General features: G+C 42.6%; 17 protein-coding genes. 9 read left to right on the forward strand and 8 right to left on the reverse strand.

What is annotated here, in order from left to right:
* Nucleotides 1-174: 174 nt before the first annotated feature.
* From ACH0QE_RS21100 to ACH0QE_RS21115, 4 genes are all read right to left on the reverse strand, one after another.
* Nucleotides 175-969, reverse strand: coding sequence for an enoyl-CoA hydratase (locus ACH0QE_RS21100; protein ID WP_415802447.1), 795 nt, complete (start codon nt 967-969; stop codon nt 175-177).
* A 319-nt stretch (nt 970-1288) separates the two neighbouring features.
* Nucleotides 1289-2800, reverse strand: a complete 1512-nt coding sequence (locus tag ACH0QE_RS21105) for a coproporphyrinogen III oxidase (protein WP_415802448.1) — start codon at nt 2798-2800, stop codon at nt 1289-1291.
* 546 nt (nt 2801-3346) lie between these two features.
* Nucleotides 3347-4219: a Cof-type HAD-IIB family hydrolase gene (locus tag ACH0QE_RS21110; RefSeq protein WP_415802449.1), complete on the reverse strand. Its 873-nt coding sequence runs from the start codon at nt 4217-4219 to the stop codon at nt 3347-3349.
* A 182-nt stretch (nt 4220-4401) separates the two neighbouring features.
* A complete protein-coding gene (locus tag ACH0QE_RS21115) occupies nt 4402-4761 on the reverse strand; it encodes a YlbF family regulator (RefSeq protein ID WP_415802450.1) in 360 nt (119 codons plus the stop codon).
* A gap of 206 nt (nt 4762-4967) precedes the next feature.
* Here ACH0QE_RS21115 and ACH0QE_RS21120 point away from each other — a divergent pair, with 206 nt between their 5' ends.
* From ACH0QE_RS21120 to ACH0QE_RS21145, 6 genes are all read left to right on the forward strand, one after another.
* Nucleotides 4968-6071, forward strand: coding sequence for a YheC/YheD family protein (locus tag ACH0QE_RS21120; protein ID WP_415802451.1), 1104 nt, complete (start codon nt 4968-4970; stop codon nt 6069-6071).
* A gap of 90 nt (nt 6072-6161) precedes the next feature.
* Entirely contained in the window at nt 6162-7247 is a 1086-nt protein-coding gene (locus tag ACH0QE_RS21125; RefSeq protein WP_415802452.1) for a YheC/YheD family protein, read from the forward strand.
* On the forward strand, nt 7244-8611 hold the full coding sequence (locus ACH0QE_RS21130) for a YheC/YheD family protein (RefSeq protein ID WP_415802453.1): 1368 nt from the start codon (nt 7244-7246) through the stop codon (nt 8609-8611). The genes ACH0QE_RS21125 and ACH0QE_RS21130 overlap by 4 nt, the downstream gene beginning before the upstream one ends.
* The gene (locus tag ACH0QE_RS21135; RefSeq protein WP_415802454.1) at nt 8608-9792 is read left to right on the forward strand and encodes a YheC/YheD family protein; all 1185 of its coding nucleotides are present in this window, start codon (nt 8608-8610) and stop codon (nt 9790-9792) included. The genes ACH0QE_RS21130 and ACH0QE_RS21135 overlap by 4 nt, the downstream gene beginning before the upstream one ends.
* A 193-nt stretch (nt 9793-9985) precedes the next feature.
* On the forward strand, nt 9986-10198 hold the full coding sequence (locus ACH0QE_RS21140; RefSeq protein ID WP_415802455.1) for a YheE family protein: 213 nt from the start codon (nt 9986-9988) through the stop codon (nt 10196-10198).
* 60 nt (nt 10199-10258) lie between these two features.
* Complete coding sequence (locus ACH0QE_RS21145) at nt 10259-10444, forward strand: hypothetical protein (RefSeq protein ID WP_415802456.1); 186 nt, start codon at nt 10259-10261, stop codon at nt 10442-10444.
* A gap of 43 nt (nt 10445-10487) precedes the next feature.
* Here the strand turns inward: ACH0QE_RS21145 and ACH0QE_RS21150 are convergent, their stop codons facing one another.
* The gene (locus ACH0QE_RS21150; RefSeq protein WP_041966706.1) at nt 10488-10748 is read right to left on the reverse strand and encodes a metal-sensitive transcriptional regulator; all 261 of its coding nucleotides are present in this window, start codon (nt 10746-10748) and stop codon (nt 10488-10490) included.
* A gap of 166 nt (nt 10749-10914) precedes the next feature.
* On the opposite strand from ACH0QE_RS21150, the gene ACH0QE_RS21155 reads away from it, so the two are divergent.
* Together ACH0QE_RS21155 and ACH0QE_RS21160 are read left to right on the forward strand one after the other, a co-directional pair.
* A complete protein-coding gene (locus tag ACH0QE_RS21155) occupies nt 10915-11814 on the forward strand; it encodes a PucR family transcriptional regulator (RefSeq protein ID WP_415802458.1) in 900 nt (299 codons plus the stop codon).
* Nucleotides 11815-11940: 126 nt separating this feature from the next.
* Nucleotides 11941-13041, forward strand: a complete 1101-nt coding sequence (locus ACH0QE_RS21160) for an ABC transporter ATP-binding protein (protein WP_415802459.1) — start codon at nt 11941-11943, stop codon at nt 13039-13041.
* A gap of 71 nt (nt 13042-13112) precedes the next feature.
* On the opposite strand, the gene ACH0QE_RS21165 is transcribed toward ACH0QE_RS21160, so the two are convergent.
* Nucleotides 13113-13355: a hypothetical protein gene (locus tag ACH0QE_RS21165; protein WP_415802506.1), complete on the reverse strand. Its 243-nt coding sequence runs from the start codon at nt 13353-13355 to the stop codon at nt 13113-13115.
* Nucleotides 13356-13711: 356 nt separating this feature from the next.
* Here ACH0QE_RS21165 and ACH0QE_RS21170 point away from each other — a divergent pair, with 356 nt between their 5' ends.
* Complete coding sequence (locus ACH0QE_RS21170; protein WP_023615428.1) at nt 13712-13915, forward strand: alpha/beta-type small acid-soluble spore protein; 204 nt, start codon at nt 13712-13714, stop codon at nt 13913-13915.
* 140 nt (nt 13916-14055) lie between these two features.
* Here ACH0QE_RS21170 and fumC read toward each other — a convergent pair whose 3' ends face one another.
* A complete protein-coding gene (gene fumC / locus ACH0QE_RS21175) occupies nt 14056-15435 on the reverse strand; it encodes a class II fumarate hydratase (protein WP_415802460.1) in 1380 nt (459 codons plus the stop codon).
* A 636-nt stretch (nt 15436-16071) separates the two neighbouring features.
* Nucleotides 16072-16278: a hypothetical protein gene (locus ACH0QE_RS21180; RefSeq protein WP_415802461.1), complete on the reverse strand. Its 207-nt coding sequence runs from the start codon at nt 16276-16278 to the stop codon at nt 16072-16074.
* Between the last annotated feature and the right edge of the window lies 1 nt (nt 16279).

The following is a 16279-nucleotide window of genomic DNA, read 5'->3' on the forward strand; positions in this document are numbered from 1 at the left end:
GCCAACGGCGGCGAGGAGGCTCAGCGCCGGCCCCGCGGAAAGCGAAGCGCCTGGAACGGAAATCAACAGCCCCAATTTCACCACCAATCAAAAAAAGACTGTAAACAAACACGATTTTCATCGAGTTTGTCTACAGTCTGAGCAAAGAGGTCAAATCCTCTTTGCTTTTTTTGTTTATTTACCTTTGAACTGTGGCTTCCTCTTTTCCAGGAAAGCATTAATGCCCTCCTGATGGTCCTCTGTCTGGCGCATTTTAAATTGGCCGTATTTTTCCAATTCAAGAATTTTCAATAAAGAAGGCCTGTTTTTCTCGGCTAGGATTTTCTTTGTTTTTATCATTGCTTGAACCGGTTTGTTCAGCCATTCTTGTAGTTTTCCTTCAATTGCTTCTGCAAAATCTCCCGTTGGCACCTCGTCAATAAGTCCCAGTGTCAGCGCTTCATTGGCAGTAAGCGTCTTTCCTTGCCAGATCAGTTGCTTCGCCTTCGTTTCTCCAAGGCGCTCCTCCATGAAAAAGTGGCCTCCGCCATCCGGGATCAAGCCAATGCCAATGAAGTTCATCGCAATCTTGCTTGAAGGCTCAGCGATTATGTAATCTGTCGCAAGCGCAAGGCTGAATCCCAGGCCTGCCGACGCACCTGTAACCGCGCTGATTGTTACCTTTGGCATGCTGTACAAAGTCACGATCATATCGTGAATATCATCCATCACATGGTAGAAATCGCTTTCATTTGTATTGGAAAGCATCGTTTTGATATCACCGCCGGCAGAGAAGGCCCGCCCAGCTCCTTTAATTACAACGATATCAACCTCATCAGACTTGCAGATTTCCTTCAGATTCATCGTGATTCCCTTAATCATTTCCACATCAAGGGCATTCAGTGATTCAGGCCTGTTCAACTCGAGAATTGCAACACGTCCATTAATGTTTAATTTTACAGTGTCAGTTGAAAACTCAATCGCCACCATTCATCCCCTCCATTTATCCTTATATTTTTATTATATAGGGAGAAGTTATATTTAAAAACCTTTTTTCTTACTATTTAGATTTTTTAAAGAATAAACGATTTTCGAGTTGGATTAAGGTATTTTTTTACTTCGCGGAATTACTGGTTTGTTTCGCAGAATCACTTTTCTTTTTCGCGGAAAAAAAAAGCTGTTTTCGCGGAAATGCTCATAAGCATTGCGTAATCAGAAGGTTATAGCGGGAAGTTGCTAGCTTTTATTGTGAAAAAAACTTATTTAAAGGCGAAAAGCTCCGAGATTTATCTTCAGGAGCTTTTCATCATTAGATTGTGGCTTTATTAAACAAAGAATCGAGGATTTCGATCTTTTTATTAGCGTATTCTTCAAAACTGTCGTTATATGACTTTGGGTCCTTTGGATTCGAGAATTGCGTAATGACACCTGTTTCGGGATCAATGAACTTGCTCGATGCGCCGCATCCAAGGCCAATGATGGTTTGCTGTTCTTCCATGATGATAATATTGTACAAGCTTTCCTGTTGTCGGAAAGCATAGCCTACATTCTCCAGGTTTCCAAGAATGTTCTTCTGCCTGTACAGATAGTATGGCACGTAGTCATGTTCCTTCGTCCATGATTCAGCCATATTCATCATTTTTTCTATTTCATCGCGGCCAGCGACTTTATATTTTTGTTTATTTCTTGTCATTTCTGACGCTCTTTTAAATGAAAGAGTGTGGACTGTCAAAGATTCCGGCAGTAGCTTTTTCGTTTCTGCAAGGGTATGGGCAAATTCCTTCGTCCCTTCGCCAGGAAGACCAATGATCAAATCCATATTAATGTTGTTCATGCCCATCTCGCGGGCCAAATGGAATTTCTCAACCGTCTCTTCCACTGTGTGATGGCGGCCGATTGCCTTCAAGGTTTCTTGGATGTACGACTGCGGATTGATGCTGATCCGGTCAATATTCCACTTTTTCAGCACATCTAGTTTTCCAGGCGTGATCGTGTCCGGTCGTCCGGCTTCTACGGTCACTTCCCTGATATTCTCAACATCCGGGAAGGATTGATGGACTTCTTCATACAGCATATCCATTTCTTCAGCGGTAATCGAGGTCGGAGTTCCTCCTCCATAATAAACCGTTGTAATTTTGATATCATTCTTCTTCAGCCAGTCCCCGATTTTGCGAATTTCATAGTGAAGCCCTCCAAGGAAAGAATCCACTGACCCCTGTCGGCCGTTGATGGCATAAGCCGGGAAGGTACAGTACGCACACTTCGTCGGGCAAAATGGAATGCCAATATAAATGCTGACGCCATTTTTCAGATCATACAAGTCAGGCAGGACAGCAAGCTGGCGGTCAACGATTTGCTGCATGAGCTGTATTTTTTCATCTGATATCAAATACTGTTCCTTTAGCTCTTTGTGGGCATCATCCTGTTTCATTCCTTCACGGAGCTTTTTATGCAAAAGCTTAGTAGGACGGACTCCGGTAAGAATTCCCCACTTCTGGATAATGCCTGTCCAGTCCTGAAGAACTTTTAAATAAGCCCTTGAAATGACTGTTTTGAGCAATTTGAATTCTTCCTTTTCACTCAAGCCAGCTGGAATTTCTTTTTCGGCCTCCGCTCTAAAAACTTCCCCGTCCGCTGCGACAAGGGTTGCTTTCACAAACATCTCCCCATCGGTGACTTGAACATCGAAGTCAATGGCTGCATCGGCATTATGTTCCGTTTCGCCTAATACGACTTCTGATTCTTCAAAGAACAAATTAGCAATCAACCCTAAGGGACGCTGTAATCTTTCATCGTGTATACCGTTTATATTAATTCTCATCAAATTCACCTTTTTCAATTAAACATGCTTCAATAAGTGTAATAGAAGTATGATTCACAGGTCAAGACAGTGCAAAAGCTACCAGTTTTCTGCTATAGTCCGACTGAGTATCATAGACTTCCAATTTATCAGGCTCTGTTTAATTCGACGGTTGATTTTCGTTCCAGGCGCTTCGCTTTCCGCGGGAAGAATATGAAAATGACCACTTGCCGTCTTTTTCATAAGCAATTCTTCCTCGGGGCTGGCGCTGAGCCTCGTCGCAAGCTCCTGCGGGGTCTCAGCTGGCCAGTTGATCCCTCAGGACATTGATTAGCTTCCCGAATTAGCCCACGCACGAGGGAAATGCGTTAGCATTTTCGGAGGAGTCTTCGCGCCTTCCACTACAATCAACAGGGTGTAAAAATCACATTGGTCTTTAACAGAGCCACCTTTAAAAATCTTATATATTCCGTATTCCTGAAACGGACTGACCTACAGTCTAATTCCCTAATATATTCCCAAACACAGCAAAAGCATGCCCGAATTCATTCCAGGCATGCTTCTATTCTACATTTTTATAATATTCATCTTGCGAAGGAATTCAATTGGCTGCTGTTTGCGGAAATGTTCCTTGACCATATAGCTGACACCATGCTGGTTGTTCGATCGGGTGACCCAATCCGAAGCCTTTTTAACTTCTACCGAAGCATTCCCCATGGCAACGCCAAGTCCGCAGGCTTCGATCATTTCAATGTCATCATAGCCATCGCCAATTGCGACCATTTCTTTCAACTGTATGCCAAGGTGCTCACCTAATTGGATCAGACCATTTAGTTTTGAGACACCCTCAGGCATGATATCCAGCCTGTAATCATTCAGCTTTGACAGGGACACTTCTGAGAACATCCCATTTACCGCCTGCTGCGCATCCTTCAAATCTTCTTCATACTCGAAATAGACTTCGATTTTAGGAGGAGAGACTGGCTCATTGACCAGGGTTTCACTGATAGAATCCGTGAATTGCTGTGAATAAAAAATCGGATCTCCTGATGTGAACACGGTTTTCGCCAGCAGGTTATGGTTTAATTTATACTTGTTTGCCAGTGAAAACTTTTCATGTACAAGCCTGATTTGGCATGGGAAGCTTTCCAGGAACCTGACAAGCTGGAAGGTTACATCCTCTGGAATCCGTTTTTCAAAAACTGGGTCACTGCGAAGGTCATCAGAAATATAGGATCCAAGGTGAGTCACCAGCATTGAATTTATTTTCAGCGCTTTAGCCACTTTTTTGGCAGATGGAAAGCTTCTTGAAGTTACTAGAGTCACGTAAACTCCTTTTCGCTGGACGTACTCAATCGCATCCCTTGTGGATTTATGGAGCCTTCCATTTGATTGTAGAATCGTTCCATCCACGTTAAGCGCAAGAAGACGGTAAATCATAATTATGCCCCCATTTCTTCGGTGTTTTTGTCCTTATTTAACTTGTATGATAGAAACCGAGAGAATAGAACATGGGCAGGATTTTGATTTGTCCTCATCGTTGACTTGTCTTATACACAATAAAAAACGGAACAGAAGGAATATAAAAACTCCCGCACATCGGCGGGAGTTTTGTCATTCTATTATTGCTGCTGATTCGGATTTCCGTAAAGCTCTTCAAGAGGCTTCATGATGACCTGATTAAGTTCGCCAATAACCATGCTCATTCTTTGCTCTGCTTCCATCAGCTTTGAGATTAACTCATGCTGCTGGACAAGTGCGACTGTCTTTTGCGCCTGCTCTACTTCTTCCTGGGTAATTTCCTGCCCAGTCATTTGTTTTTCCTGAAGCTGCAGCTGGATATTGCGGAAGCTTTCAAACATTCTTTTCGCTGATTCATCGCTGTTTACAGCATCATAAAGTTTTTTTAATTCTGTGTATTCCGAACTGTTCCTGATTGCTTTTTCCAATTCGTAGGCTGAATCGTAAAGATTTACTGCCATTCAAATCACTCCTTCTACGTTAAACGCTCCACTCCACTATAACAAACTATGTTGCTGAATGCCAAAAGTTCGGGTTAGGCGCAATCCAGCTCCTATGATGAAAAATCACCAATAACAACTACTATTCATAGGATGCAATATGTGTGTTTGCCTATTTTACAGTAGCGAGTTTTCTTATTCACCCTAAAAGAAAATGAGGAGAAGCTATGACGCCAGCAAAATCGAAAAGCTTACCCAGCAATCCCGTCATCGCTTTGCTGACTGAAATAAAGGAAGATAACGGACCTGACTTTGGCAAAGTCCACTCCTTCTGCGAAGAGCTTCACCAGGGAGTTTCTGAACTAGGCGGAAGTTTTTACGTATTTTCACTGAAAGGCTTTTCTGATGAAGGAGTCGAAGGCTATTCATACGATGACAAGGAAGACAACTGGAAACTGGGGTTCTTTCCCTTTCCCGCTGTCATCTACAACCGGGTGTCATCCCGAAGGACCGAAATCAGCAAAGGATTTAAGGGATTTTTAAATAAATTGGATGCTCTGGGAATAAAGATATTTAATCACCGATTTCTTTCAAAGTGGGAAATCCATGAATCTTTATTGAAAGAAGAACATTTGCATTCGTTCATACCTGAAACACACCTATATTCCGAGAGTCAGCTCGAAACCATGCTCGAAAAGCATGATGAGCTATACATCAAACCTGTTCATGGCAGCCAGGGACGCAATATTATTCAGGTCGCCAAAGATGACGGGATAATCAACGCATCGTTATCCTCTATGCCGGCCAAGGATCTTACGGGCTTCAAACATGTATCAGAACTGGCCCGTGCCATCAATCCGATAGTTGGAAAACGGCTATGCATCATTCAGCAGGGTGTACAGCTATCAGAGTTAAATGGCAGAAGGATGGACTTCAGGGTCCTCTGTCATAAAAACGCCCAGCAATTCTGGAAGGTTACTTCCATTGTCGCCAGAGTTTCCGCAGAACACTTTTTCGTATCTAATATAGCCCGCGGAGGAGAGGTCATGAAACCCGGGCATACTCTTGCATTGATTTTCGGAAAGGAACAAGCGAGGCATCAGTTGGCGCTCATGAAAGAGCTTGCTTTGGAGATTGCAGAAGTCATCAGCAGAAATGCTGAAGGACTCACAGCCGAGCTAGGGATTGATATTGGGATTGATATTAAAGGTAACTTGTGGCTAATCGAAGCCAACTCCAAGCCTTCCAAGAACTTTGAAGAGCGCGGAACGAAAATCAGGCCCTCGACAAAAGCCATCATCGACCATTGCTATGGACTTTGCCAGCTATAAACCAGCTATAAATAAGAAAGGAGCTGGAGTTGCACAATTCTCTAATTGAAAATTATACTTTCTTATCCCTGCACAAAAGGAGTAATGCAAATGATTTCATTCGGAATGATGTCACTTTCCTTAAAAAGTGAACTAACATATTTTACTGAGATTGCCAGGAGAGCAAATCCAGACATGTTCACCTGCTTTCGGTTCTCACCGGTTAAAATCCATCCAGTAACACAATTGGTATCCGGAGAAAAATTCGACCACAAGAAAGGCTGCTGGGTTAAGTCCGAATTTCCTCTCCCCATGATTATTTATGATCGTTGTTTTTACACAAACGATCCTTCATCGAAGCAGGCGATGGCGATTGTGAAATGGCTCAAGAAAAAAGCCGATATTACGTTCCTTGGAAACGGCTTGCCAAATAAATGGTTCATATACGAAGTTCTGTCGAAATCTTCCCTGTCTCCATACATCCCGAAAACGATTCTTGCCGGCAGCGGAAAAGATGTTGTTGCCCAGCTGGAAGTGATGGAAAAGGCAGTCTTGAAACCGATTTTTGGTTCTGGCGGTGCAGGGATTTACAAAATTGAAAAATCAGGAGGAGAGTTTGAAATCTCCGCTGACCCTGGCGGCAGGCTATCCACAAAAACTTTCCATTCCACCACTGAGACAGAGGATTGGCTCGACAGCCTATTCAGTAAAAAGGAGTATATGATGCAGCCTTACCTGGAACTGTCCGATACGCAAAATTCCCCTTTTGACATAAGAGTGCTGCTGCAAAAGGATCATGAGAAAAAGTGGACCGTGCGCGGCAAGGGAATCCGCCGCGGCAGCAAGGATGGAATCCTTTCAAACTTACGTGCCGGCGGAGAAATCATTCCATTTGAAGAGTATACAAATTCAATGAATATCCGTTCAAGAAGATTCATTTTACATGAATTGGAGGAAATTCTCTCAAAGCTGCCCGGTATCCTAGAAGCAGCTTTTCCTCGGCTTTTCGAGTTGGGCGTAGACATTGGTGTGTCAAAGGACCATGCCCTATGGGTGCTTGATACAAATTCAAAGCCCGGCAGAAAAGTCATCGCTTCCACAAATCCGGACTTGAAAGAGGTGCTATATAATGCACCGCTTGAATATGCCAGAGCCCTTTCGGAAAATCTGCCAGAAAGAGAGGAACAGCACTTATGAGAAAAAAATATCCTATTGAAGTCATATCACACTCCAAGCAACTAGTCTTTGTACCTGCTGATCTGACACATAGCAAGGAAATCAATAAAGTTGCGTTTGGCAACAAGGTGGTTGATGTTACATGTGCTCCCCATCCAAAGGGAAGAAATGTGATAGTCCTGAGTAACGATGTGCAGAAGGAGCTCTCGATGCCTGATTTATCAACTTCATTGCATATTTTTATCGATCAGCATACATTGTTTATCGGGCCCCTGATAGGCATTCTGACGTCTGGATTCACACCTTTTCCTTTGAGACCGATTGGTGAGAGGTCCATGTTCTTTGCCAAGCTGCTTTCGGTCAATAAATCTGTCGGTGCCCTACCCTTCGTCTTTGGCGAGGAACACATTGACTGGGATCAAGGCTTGATTGAGGGTTATTTCTTTGTCGATGGAGACTGGGTGAAAATTAAGGTGCCCTTCCCCAATGTTGTATACGACCGGCTACCTAACAGGCGCACCGAAAGAAAATCTGAACTTCGCAGCCTGAAATCGAGGATGCAGACCGATTACTTGATTCCCTGGTATAATCCCGGTTTTTTCAGCAAGCTGGATGTATTTGAGCGTCTGCAGCAGGACGAACGTGCCGTAGAGTACTTGCCTGAAACACATCAATTTTCTTCTTTTTCCGTAATTGAAAGAATGCTTTCAAACTATGGCAACGTCTATGTCAAACCGGCTAATGGAAGTCTCGGCCTGGGAATCCACCAAATTTTGTATGATAAGCACAATGGCTATTATTACTGCCGTTACCGCGACAATGAGGGTATTAATAAGTTAACTAGATTTGAAAGCCTTGAAAAGTTAATGAAAAAGGTTTTTTACAAGCGAAATCTTTCCCAGATGATTGTCCAGCAGGGCATAAGCCTGCTTAGATCCGAAAAAAGACTCATTGATTTCAGGGTCCATACAAATAAAGATGAATATGGACAGTGGCAAGTAGCCGCAATCGCCGCAAAAATTGCCGGCCAGGGAAGCGTGACCACCCATGTAAACAACGGAGGGGTCGTAAAGTCCCTCGATGAATTGTTTGAAGACAGAACCGAGCGAGAGCTCTGTGAGAAGAAACTTTCTGAAGCATCCCTGCTGCTAAGTTCCATTTTGGAAAAAAACATGGAAGGTATCATAGGCGAAATTGGTTTTGACTTAGGAATCGATAAATCAGGAAAAGTTTGGCTCTTTGAAGCCAACTCAAAGCCTGGACGGTCGATCTTTAAACATCCAAAGCTAAAGAATTTCGATCTGCTCACGAGAAAGCTGTCTCTATCCTTCGGCATTTTTTTAGCAGAAAAAGCCATTACGTCACCTGAGGATATTTTCAAATGATTCTCCGCTATAATGCTGAATCGAAAGAATGGACGCATGAAGCCAAAGCTGGCGAAAAATTCAGCTTTGGCTTTAATAAAATCAGCGTCCCTGCCGCTTCATCAGGGACACTTCCGGAGAGCAGCCAACAATTTTTATTGAAAAACAAGCAGGAAAATATTGGACCCCTGGTTGGAATCATGACTTCAATGAGCAAAAATATGTCGCTGTCTGGCAATGGTTCATTGTTTCAGGCAATTCAGTCCGAGATTCTTAAGCGGAATGGATTGACTGTCGTCTTTCCTCCGGAAACGATTGTCAAAGATGCACTCTCTGGGTTCGTATTTTTGCCTGATGCCCAAAAATGGGTTCCTGTGAAAACACCTCTTCCTCATCTTGTTTTCAATCGTGTCCCCTTCCGGAAAGCAGAGCAGCAGCCAGCTTTCAAGGATGCCGTGAACTACCTGACCGCGCTCGGAATCCCATTTTTCAACCCTGCCTTTATCAATAAAAACAAGCTGTATTCACTATTTGCCAGACATCCACAATTAAGAAAGCTAATGCCTGACAGCATTGCCGTGAAATCAATGATTCAGTTAGCCTCTTTCCTAGATAAGCATGATGGAATCTATTTGAAGCCAGCTTCATCTTCTAAAGGGATTGGGATATTTCGGCTCAGGCAAAAAAGTGGGCAAATCGAATTTGATAGCCATTCACATCGCCATCTTTATCCTGGCATAAAGGAATTCTGGAAGGTCAAATCCAGACAGTTGTTAAGACACGAGTACATTGCCCAGAAAGAAGTCATGCCGTCAGCCATCGATGGCAAACGATTTGACTTCCGCGTCCATGCCCATGACGGAACGGATGGATATGAAGTGACCGGAATCGGCATCCGCCAATCCCGGAAGCAGGACCTGACCACTCACCTGCCGAACGGAGGAATCATGCTCCCCTATATTAAAGTCAAGAATGACAGACACGACCAATTCTTTGACTGGGCCGTAAAAGAAATCGGACAGCTGCTTACTGAAGAGTTAGGCTATTTCGGAGAATTCTCACTTGATGCTGGAATCACAGAACAAGGCCACTATGTCATTTATGAAGTGAATTCAAAACCAATGAGTTTCGACGAACCCCAGATAGAGGAAAAAAGGATTTCAGCTCTTGTCGATTTATTTTTCAGGAAAACAGGATTTTAATAGAGGTTTTCTGCACCGACCCTGGAACTTGTAAATTGAGAGCCGCATTTAAAGGCGGCTTTTTCACATCTGTCTCAGGCACCCTTTGTCATTTACAACCTGTTTTTCAGAAGTAATCATCTACGCATCCTCCCCTTATAATGCTTCAATACTATATAATAATGAAAAAGACATTTTTACAGGGGGAATCAGATTGATTACTCATTTCCAGTTCAAATCATTATTCGAAAATAAGGATATGCCTGGCTGGCATTTTTCATTCTATTTTAAAAAGCAGAAGTTTACGGGAATCTATCATCAAAACGGGGGTATTGAGTGGACCTCTGAAGAGCCATCTGATGAGCATATCCAGCAGTTAAAAGAACAAATTCACGAGCTGATGCTGTTCCATGTTTATGACAAATAAGATGTATGTTTCTTCTCCTTTTCCGGAATTCTAAGCTTAAAAACGTTGAAGGAGAATTTCATGAAACAAAAACGGAGCAAGAAGTTCGCTGAGGACCTGCAATATGAGGGACGGGACGAAGTTTACGTCGATGTTGACCGGATGATCAATGAAGGCATGGCCGGCGGTACTGTACATAGATTGGACAGTACACCCAATATCGATGAAAGCCATGACTTTTACCCAGAAGATCCACCTAATGAGTGAAGTAATAAAAAAAGACACCACATCCTAAAAGGATGCTGGTGTCTTATCTGCTTTTTACAATCATATTCACTGCTTCTTTGATCGCTTCGTCGGCATCTTTGCCTTCCTGTGCTGCTTCAGTAATGCAAGATTCAAGGTTCTTAGCAACGATGAAACCAATCGCGCGGTCTACTGCGGAACGGACAGCTGATAATTGGGTAACAACATCCTTGCAGTGATTTTCTTCTTCCATCATGCGAATGACTCCACGTACCTGGCCTTCTAATCGCTTCAAACGATTTTTCATTTCTGTTGTGTATTCCATTTCCTACACCTCTCTCTTACGGTACCCCGTATTGTATCTATTATACCAACATTTTTTCCTTTTTTCTACCAGTTATAACTCTTTGCGTGAATTAACATTTAAAAACTACACCTGTTATAATAAAAGATATGTCAGCTTTTATCAAATTAAATCTGAGGATACTTATATGATTAATAAAATATTATCTTATTTCCCTGATTCTGTCACGCATGAATATGTCCCATCCTCCCTATCACCTGATTACTATTGGTTTAAAGAGGAAGATGGAAGGCCTTTGTGGATTGGTATTCCTAAAAATAAAATTTCTGAAAGCCAGCTTGAACTAATGAAAAACTTGTTGGAATTTGTCGAGCCGGAAAATAATACACATCTAACAGGGGCAGCGCATTCCTGGAATCAATTTCTTTTCCATGATGGTGCACTGCCAGCCACAGCGACCGATGAATTCCGTTTCATCCAATTCAAGTTGCAATCAAACAATATCGAATCAGAGGAAATCCAGGAAGCTTTAAAAGGGTTCTTCCCTGACCATACCACCCTCTGGGTAAAGGATTCGTACGGAATCATTATTGAAGAAAAAAAGGAAGTGCCTGAAAACGCTGAGGATCTTTTTTCCATTGCCTCAACACTCGAGAGTGACTTCTATGTAAGGACCTCCTTTTATATCGGCAAATTCAAGAAGGTTTCTATGCAGCTCCCTGACTTTTTCAAAAGAGAAAAGCAGGTATTCGAGGAATTGACCACACATACCACCCGTGATGCTGTATACACCTTCGAAAAAGCTTTCCCAATGCTGTTAGCGACACATTTGCCAGATTACCTTAAGGAAATTCTTGAAACTACCATCCTAGAGGCATTTGGAGAGGATAAAGAGTTAATGGCGACGATAAAAGTATTTCTGGAAAGCAATTCTAACGCCTCTCTTTCGGCCAAAAAGCTTTATGTCCATCGCAATACTCTTCAATACAGATTGGACAAGTTCATGGAGAAGACCGGCGTCAGCTTAAAGGATTTTGATGCAGCCGTCGTTGTTTACCTTGCCAGTATTTATGAAGAAATGCGCTGATCCTTTACCAATAAACAAATTGCATAAAAGGGCTTACATAATTTTTGTGCACCCTGCCGATGATTAATTCAGGCCATATCCGCTAAACTGTTTTTGTAGACAAACATTCAGGGAGGCTTTAAAAAAATGGCCGAATTAAAATTAGACAATATTTATAAAATTTACGACAATAAAGTAACAGCTGTAGAAGACTTCAACCTTCATATCCAGGACAAAGAATTCATCGTATTCGTTGGCCCATCTGGCTGCGGTAAATCTACTACACTTCGTATGATTGCAGGACTTGAAGAGATTTCTAAAGGCGATTTCTATATCGATGGAAAGCGCGTTAACGATGTACCTCCAAAAGACCGCGACATCGCAATGGTTTTCCAGAACTATGCACTATATCCACATATGACTGTTTACGATAACATGGCATTCGGATTGAAACTTCGTAAATTCGCTAAGGATGAAATTGATCGTCGCGTTCAAGAAGCTGCCAAAATCCTTGGTCTTGAGCCATACTTAGACCGTAAGCCAAAGGCACTTTCTGGTGGACAGCGCCAGCGTGTTGCATTGGGCCGTGCGATTGTCCGTGACGCAAAGGTCTTCTTAATGGACGAACCATTATCAAACCTTGACGCGAAGCTTCGTGTACAGATGCGTGCAGAAATCGCAAAGCTTCACCGCCGCCTGGATACAACCACTATTTATGTAACGCATGACCAGACTGAAGCGATGACAATGGCAACTCGCCTTGTAGTCATGAAGGATGGTATCATTCAGCAGGTTGGAGCTCCTAAAGAAGTTTACGAAAATCCTGAAAACGTCTTTGTTGGCGGATTTATCGGTTCACCTTCCATGAACTTCTTTACTGGTAAGCTTGAAGAAGGTAAATTCACAGTCAATAACTCTTCAATTGCAGTTCCAGAAGGCAAAATGAAAGTTCTTCGCTCTCAAGGATATGTTGGCAAGGAAATCATCCTGGGCGTTAGACCAGAAGATCTTCATGATGAGCCTGTATTCATCGATGCTTCCCAAGGAGCAACTATCAAAGCAAATGTTGAAGTATCTGAACTAACTGGTGCTGAAACAATGATCTACTCTCAATTCGAAGGCCAGGACTTTGTAGCACGTGTTGATTCACGTACAGATGTAGCACCAGGCCAGGTAATTGAATTGGCATTCGATATGAATAAGGTTCACTTCTTTGATGCTGAAACAGAAAGTAGAATCCGTCCTTAATTTCAGACGATAAAAAAAGCAACCGCTGCCTGCGGTTGCTTTTTTCAGTTCCTCACTGGTTCAATAGCCCCTCATTCTTTAATTAAATAAACCTGGCTTGATCCGCAATTTGTACATTTAAACATATGCGGGCATTCCCCTTTTGAGAAATCAGTTGGATACCCATCTTCCAGCTTCATTTGATCGATTGGCATATAAGGACTGTAATCATCGTAAAAGTCTGCTTCTCGTCCATTGTTCTCCATGCTGCCGCTGCAGTTTGGACAGGACGGAGTGATGGTTTTGAAGCCATTGCAAAGCGGGCACATACCCATTCTCATCAATCCTTTCTGCTTTACTGCTAATGATAGTTTGCGTTGATTAGTATTGGTTATGTAGAAGTATACTTTTGGAATTAATTACCTTTATTCATTGGCGCATAAACTTTTCAAAACAAAACATACTAGTTATTAATAAAACAGCAACAGAAAACAACGCAGCAACAACAAGCGCAACAAAACATTGGGTTAAGCCTTAGAAGGCAGCTATAACGCGCGCCGGTGCAATTCCGGCTAGCCCAGCCAAAATCCCTATCGCGGGTTAAACCAGGAGGCATGGCAAAAGTCATGATTGGTTCGATTCCAATACTAACCCAAATACAACTCTGAAAAACACAAAGGAGGAAATATTAATGGCTAGTAGCAACAACTCTAATCAATTATTAGTTCCTGGTGTTCAACAAGCTCTTGATCAAATGAAGTACGAAATCGCAACAGAATTTGGCGTACAGCTTGGTGGCGAAACTACTTCTCGTGCTAACGGTTCTGTTGGTGGAGAGATCACTAAGCGCCTTGTACAAATGGCTGAGCAACAACTTGGCGGTTCTGCACGCTAATTGTAATTAACAAATAATTAAATAGAATGGCTTAGGCCCCCTTTAAAGGGGGCCTTTTAATTTTTCTTCCAGGACCTTTCAAGCAACTGCTTTACTGGACCTTAAATTTGTATGACTTCCATTCATCTATTACGGCTAAATTAAATCATCTTTTCAGGCTTAACCCACTCGTCATATTGCTCTGATATTAGATAGCCTGTTTTAATCGCCGCTTCTTTCAAGGTTGTATTTTCCTTGAAAGCGAGCTTGGCGATTTCTGCTGCTTTTTCATAACCAATGTGAGGATTCAAAGCAGTAACAAGCATTAATGATCGCTCAACATGGCCAGCAATTACATCAAGATTCGCCTCAATACCTTCTGCACAGTTATCATTGAACGATCTCATTCCGTCCGCCAACAGCCTTGCACTCTGCAAGAAGTTATAAATGATAACTGGCTTAAAAACATTCAGCTCGAAATTACCCTGGCTGGCGGCAAAACCGATGGTTGCATCATTTCCAAACACCTGTGTCGCCACCATTGTCAGTGCTTCGCTTTGGGTTGGATTAACCTTACCAGGCATGATTGAACTGCCAGGTTCATTTGCCGGTATCGAAAGTTCACCTATCCCGCTTCTTGGGCCGCTGGCAAGCCAGCGAACATCATTGGCAATTTTCATCAGGTCTGCTGCTAGCCCTTTTAATGCTCCATGAAGGAACACGATTTCATCATGTGAGGTCAGAGCATGGAATTTGTTTGGTGCGGAATGGAAGGCCTCGCCCGTTTGTTCCACAAGCTGCTTCGCAACCTGGTCACCAAAGTCCTTCGCGGCATTTATGCCTGTACCTACAGCCGTCCCGCCAATCGCTAAATCTCGGACGTATTTCAATCCATCCTTAATCATTTGTTCATTTTTTTCGAGCATGGCTCTCCAGCCGCTGATTTCCTGGCCCAATGTCAATGGAGTTGCATCCTGGAGATGGGTCCTGCCAATTTTGATGATATCATTGAATTCTTGTTCCTTTTTCTTCAATGTTTCTTTAAAGAGCTCAAGCGCAGGCAATACTTCACCTGTTACTTTTTTGACCGCAGCAATATGCATCGCTGTCGGGAATGTATCGTTCGAGCTCTGTGACATGTTCACATCATCGTTCGGGTGGACTCTTTCAACTGACCCTTGATCTGCAAGCAGTTCACTTGCCCTTCTAGCGATCACTTCATTCACGTTCATATTGGATTGAGTTCCGCTTCCCGTCTGCCATACGACTAACGGAAAATGTGTATCGAATTTCCCGGATAGGATTTCATCGCAGGCTGTCTCGATTGCCTTCGCTTTTGCTTCTGCCAGCTTTCCTGAAGCGGCATTCACACTAGCTGCAGCTTTCTTGACTTCTGCAAATGCATAAATCACGTCAATTGGCAGTCTTTCTGTACCTATCTTGAAATTCTGTTTGCTGCGCTGTGTTTGCGCACCCCAGTATTTATCTGATGGCACATTGATTTCACCTATTGTATCTCTTTCAACCCGATATTCTGACAACACGATCCCTCCTCAATCTAATTATTAACTTATCAAAAGATTTAAAACATTACCGCCTATAGGATAACTGTTTTTAAGAAGAATTTACAGAAAAGTGCATGACACTGTAGAAAAAGCGCAAGCACCTTGGTCAGCCCCGACATGCGCTGGAGGGCCGACCGGTGAAGTTGTTCTTTGACTTCATTGTGCGGACCGAAGCGACTCGAGGGGCTAGGCGCTGGAGCTGGATTATGAATACTACATGTAATTATTAACACTCTAATAACCCTATAAGTTTCTTAACAACCAAAAAAGCGGAAGCAGTCATGAATGCTGCTTCCGCTTTTCATTATGTCTATTTTCGCTCCAGGTTATGCCTTATAAATTGCATAGCCTATATAATAGCCCAGGATCATGATGCTTGCGATGCTTAAGGTTACTGTGAACTCCGCCATCTTGACAACCTCCTGAATTTTCATGTGTTTATTATTAAATTACCACAGTAAGCCTAGCGGCTACGGGAGGGTTTCGTAACATTCTGTGACAAAATCCGGATTCAAAGTGACGTTTCTCGTAGGACTCTTCTGTTCCTAGTGGTGTTTACGTTTTCAAATGTAAGGATTTTACACAGAGTCTAGTCTTTTAATAAATTCTTCGTTAAATGAAGCAAAAATCCGGAAATGCACTTGAAAAGTTGATGATTACACAAAAAAGGACAATAATTGCACCGTGAAAAATGATAATTGCACCATCATTGCCGATAATTGCGCCGTGAGAGGTGATAATTGCACCTTCATTGCTGTTAATTGCACCTTCGTCCATAAATTGGAAAATCAAACATATAAATAAATCCGCACCCATCAAT

Source organism: Mesobacillus sp. (assembly GCF_047739415.1).
GTDB lineage: Bacteria > Bacillota > Bacilli > Bacillales > Cytobacillaceae > Mesobacillus.

What these genes read in the sequence shown, in the direction of transcription:
- ACH0QE_RS21160 (WP_415802459.1), top strand. Translation starts at nt 11,941, where the DNA reads ATGGCCGAATTAAAATTAGACAATATTTATAAAATTTACGACAATAAA.
- ACH0QE_RS21170 (WP_023615428.1), top strand. Translation starts at nt 13,712, where the DNA reads ATGGCTAGTAGCAACAACTCTAATCAATTATTAGTTCCTGGTGTTCAA.
- ACH0QE_RS21150 (WP_041966706.1), bottom strand. Translation starts at nt 10,748, where the DNA reads ATGGAATACACAACAGAAATGAAAAATCGTTTGAAGCGATTAGAAGGC.
- ACH0QE_RS21100 (WP_415802447.1), bottom strand. Translation starts at nt 969, where the DNA reads ATGGTGGCGATTGAGTTTTCAACTGACACTGTAAAATTAAACATTAAT.
- ACH0QE_RS21145 (WP_415802456.1), top strand. Translation starts at nt 10,259, where the DNA reads ATGAAACAAAAACGGAGCAAGAAGTTCGCTGAGGACCTGCAATATGAG.
- ACH0QE_RS21115 (WP_415802450.1), bottom strand. Translation starts at nt 4,761, where the DNA reads ATGGCAGTAAATCTTTACGATTCAGCCTACGAATTGGAAAAAGCAATC.
- ACH0QE_RS21120 (WP_415802451.1), top strand. Translation starts at nt 4,968, where the DNA reads ATGACGCCAGCAAAATCGAAAAGCTTACCCAGCAATCCCGTCATCGCT.
- ACH0QE_RS21110 (WP_415802449.1), bottom strand. Translation starts at nt 4,219, where the DNA reads ATGATTTACCGTCTTCTTGCGCTTAACGTGGATGGAACGATTCTACAA.
- ACH0QE_RS21105 (WP_415802448.1), bottom strand. Translation starts at nt 2,800, where the DNA reads ATGAGAATTAATATAAACGGTATACACGATGAAAGATTACAGCGTCCC.
- ACH0QE_RS21130 (WP_415802453.1), top strand. Translation starts at nt 7,244, where the DNA reads ATGAGAAAAAAATATCCTATTGAAGTCATATCACACTCCAAGCAACTA.
- ACH0QE_RS21165 (WP_415802506.1), bottom strand. Translation starts at nt 13,355, where the DNA reads ATGGGTATGTGCCCGCTTTGCAATGGCTTCAAAACCATCACTCCGTCC.
- ACH0QE_RS21135 (WP_415802454.1), top strand. Translation starts at nt 8,608, where the DNA reads ATGATTCTCCGCTATAATGCTGAATCGAAAGAATGGACGCATGAAGCC.
- ACH0QE_RS21155 (WP_415802458.1), top strand. Translation starts at nt 10,915, where the DNA reads ATGATTAATAAAATATTATCTTATTTCCCTGATTCTGTCACGCATGAA.
- ACH0QE_RS21125 (WP_415802452.1), top strand. Translation starts at nt 6,162, where the DNA reads ATGATTTCATTCGGAATGATGTCACTTTCCTTAAAAAGTGAACTAACA.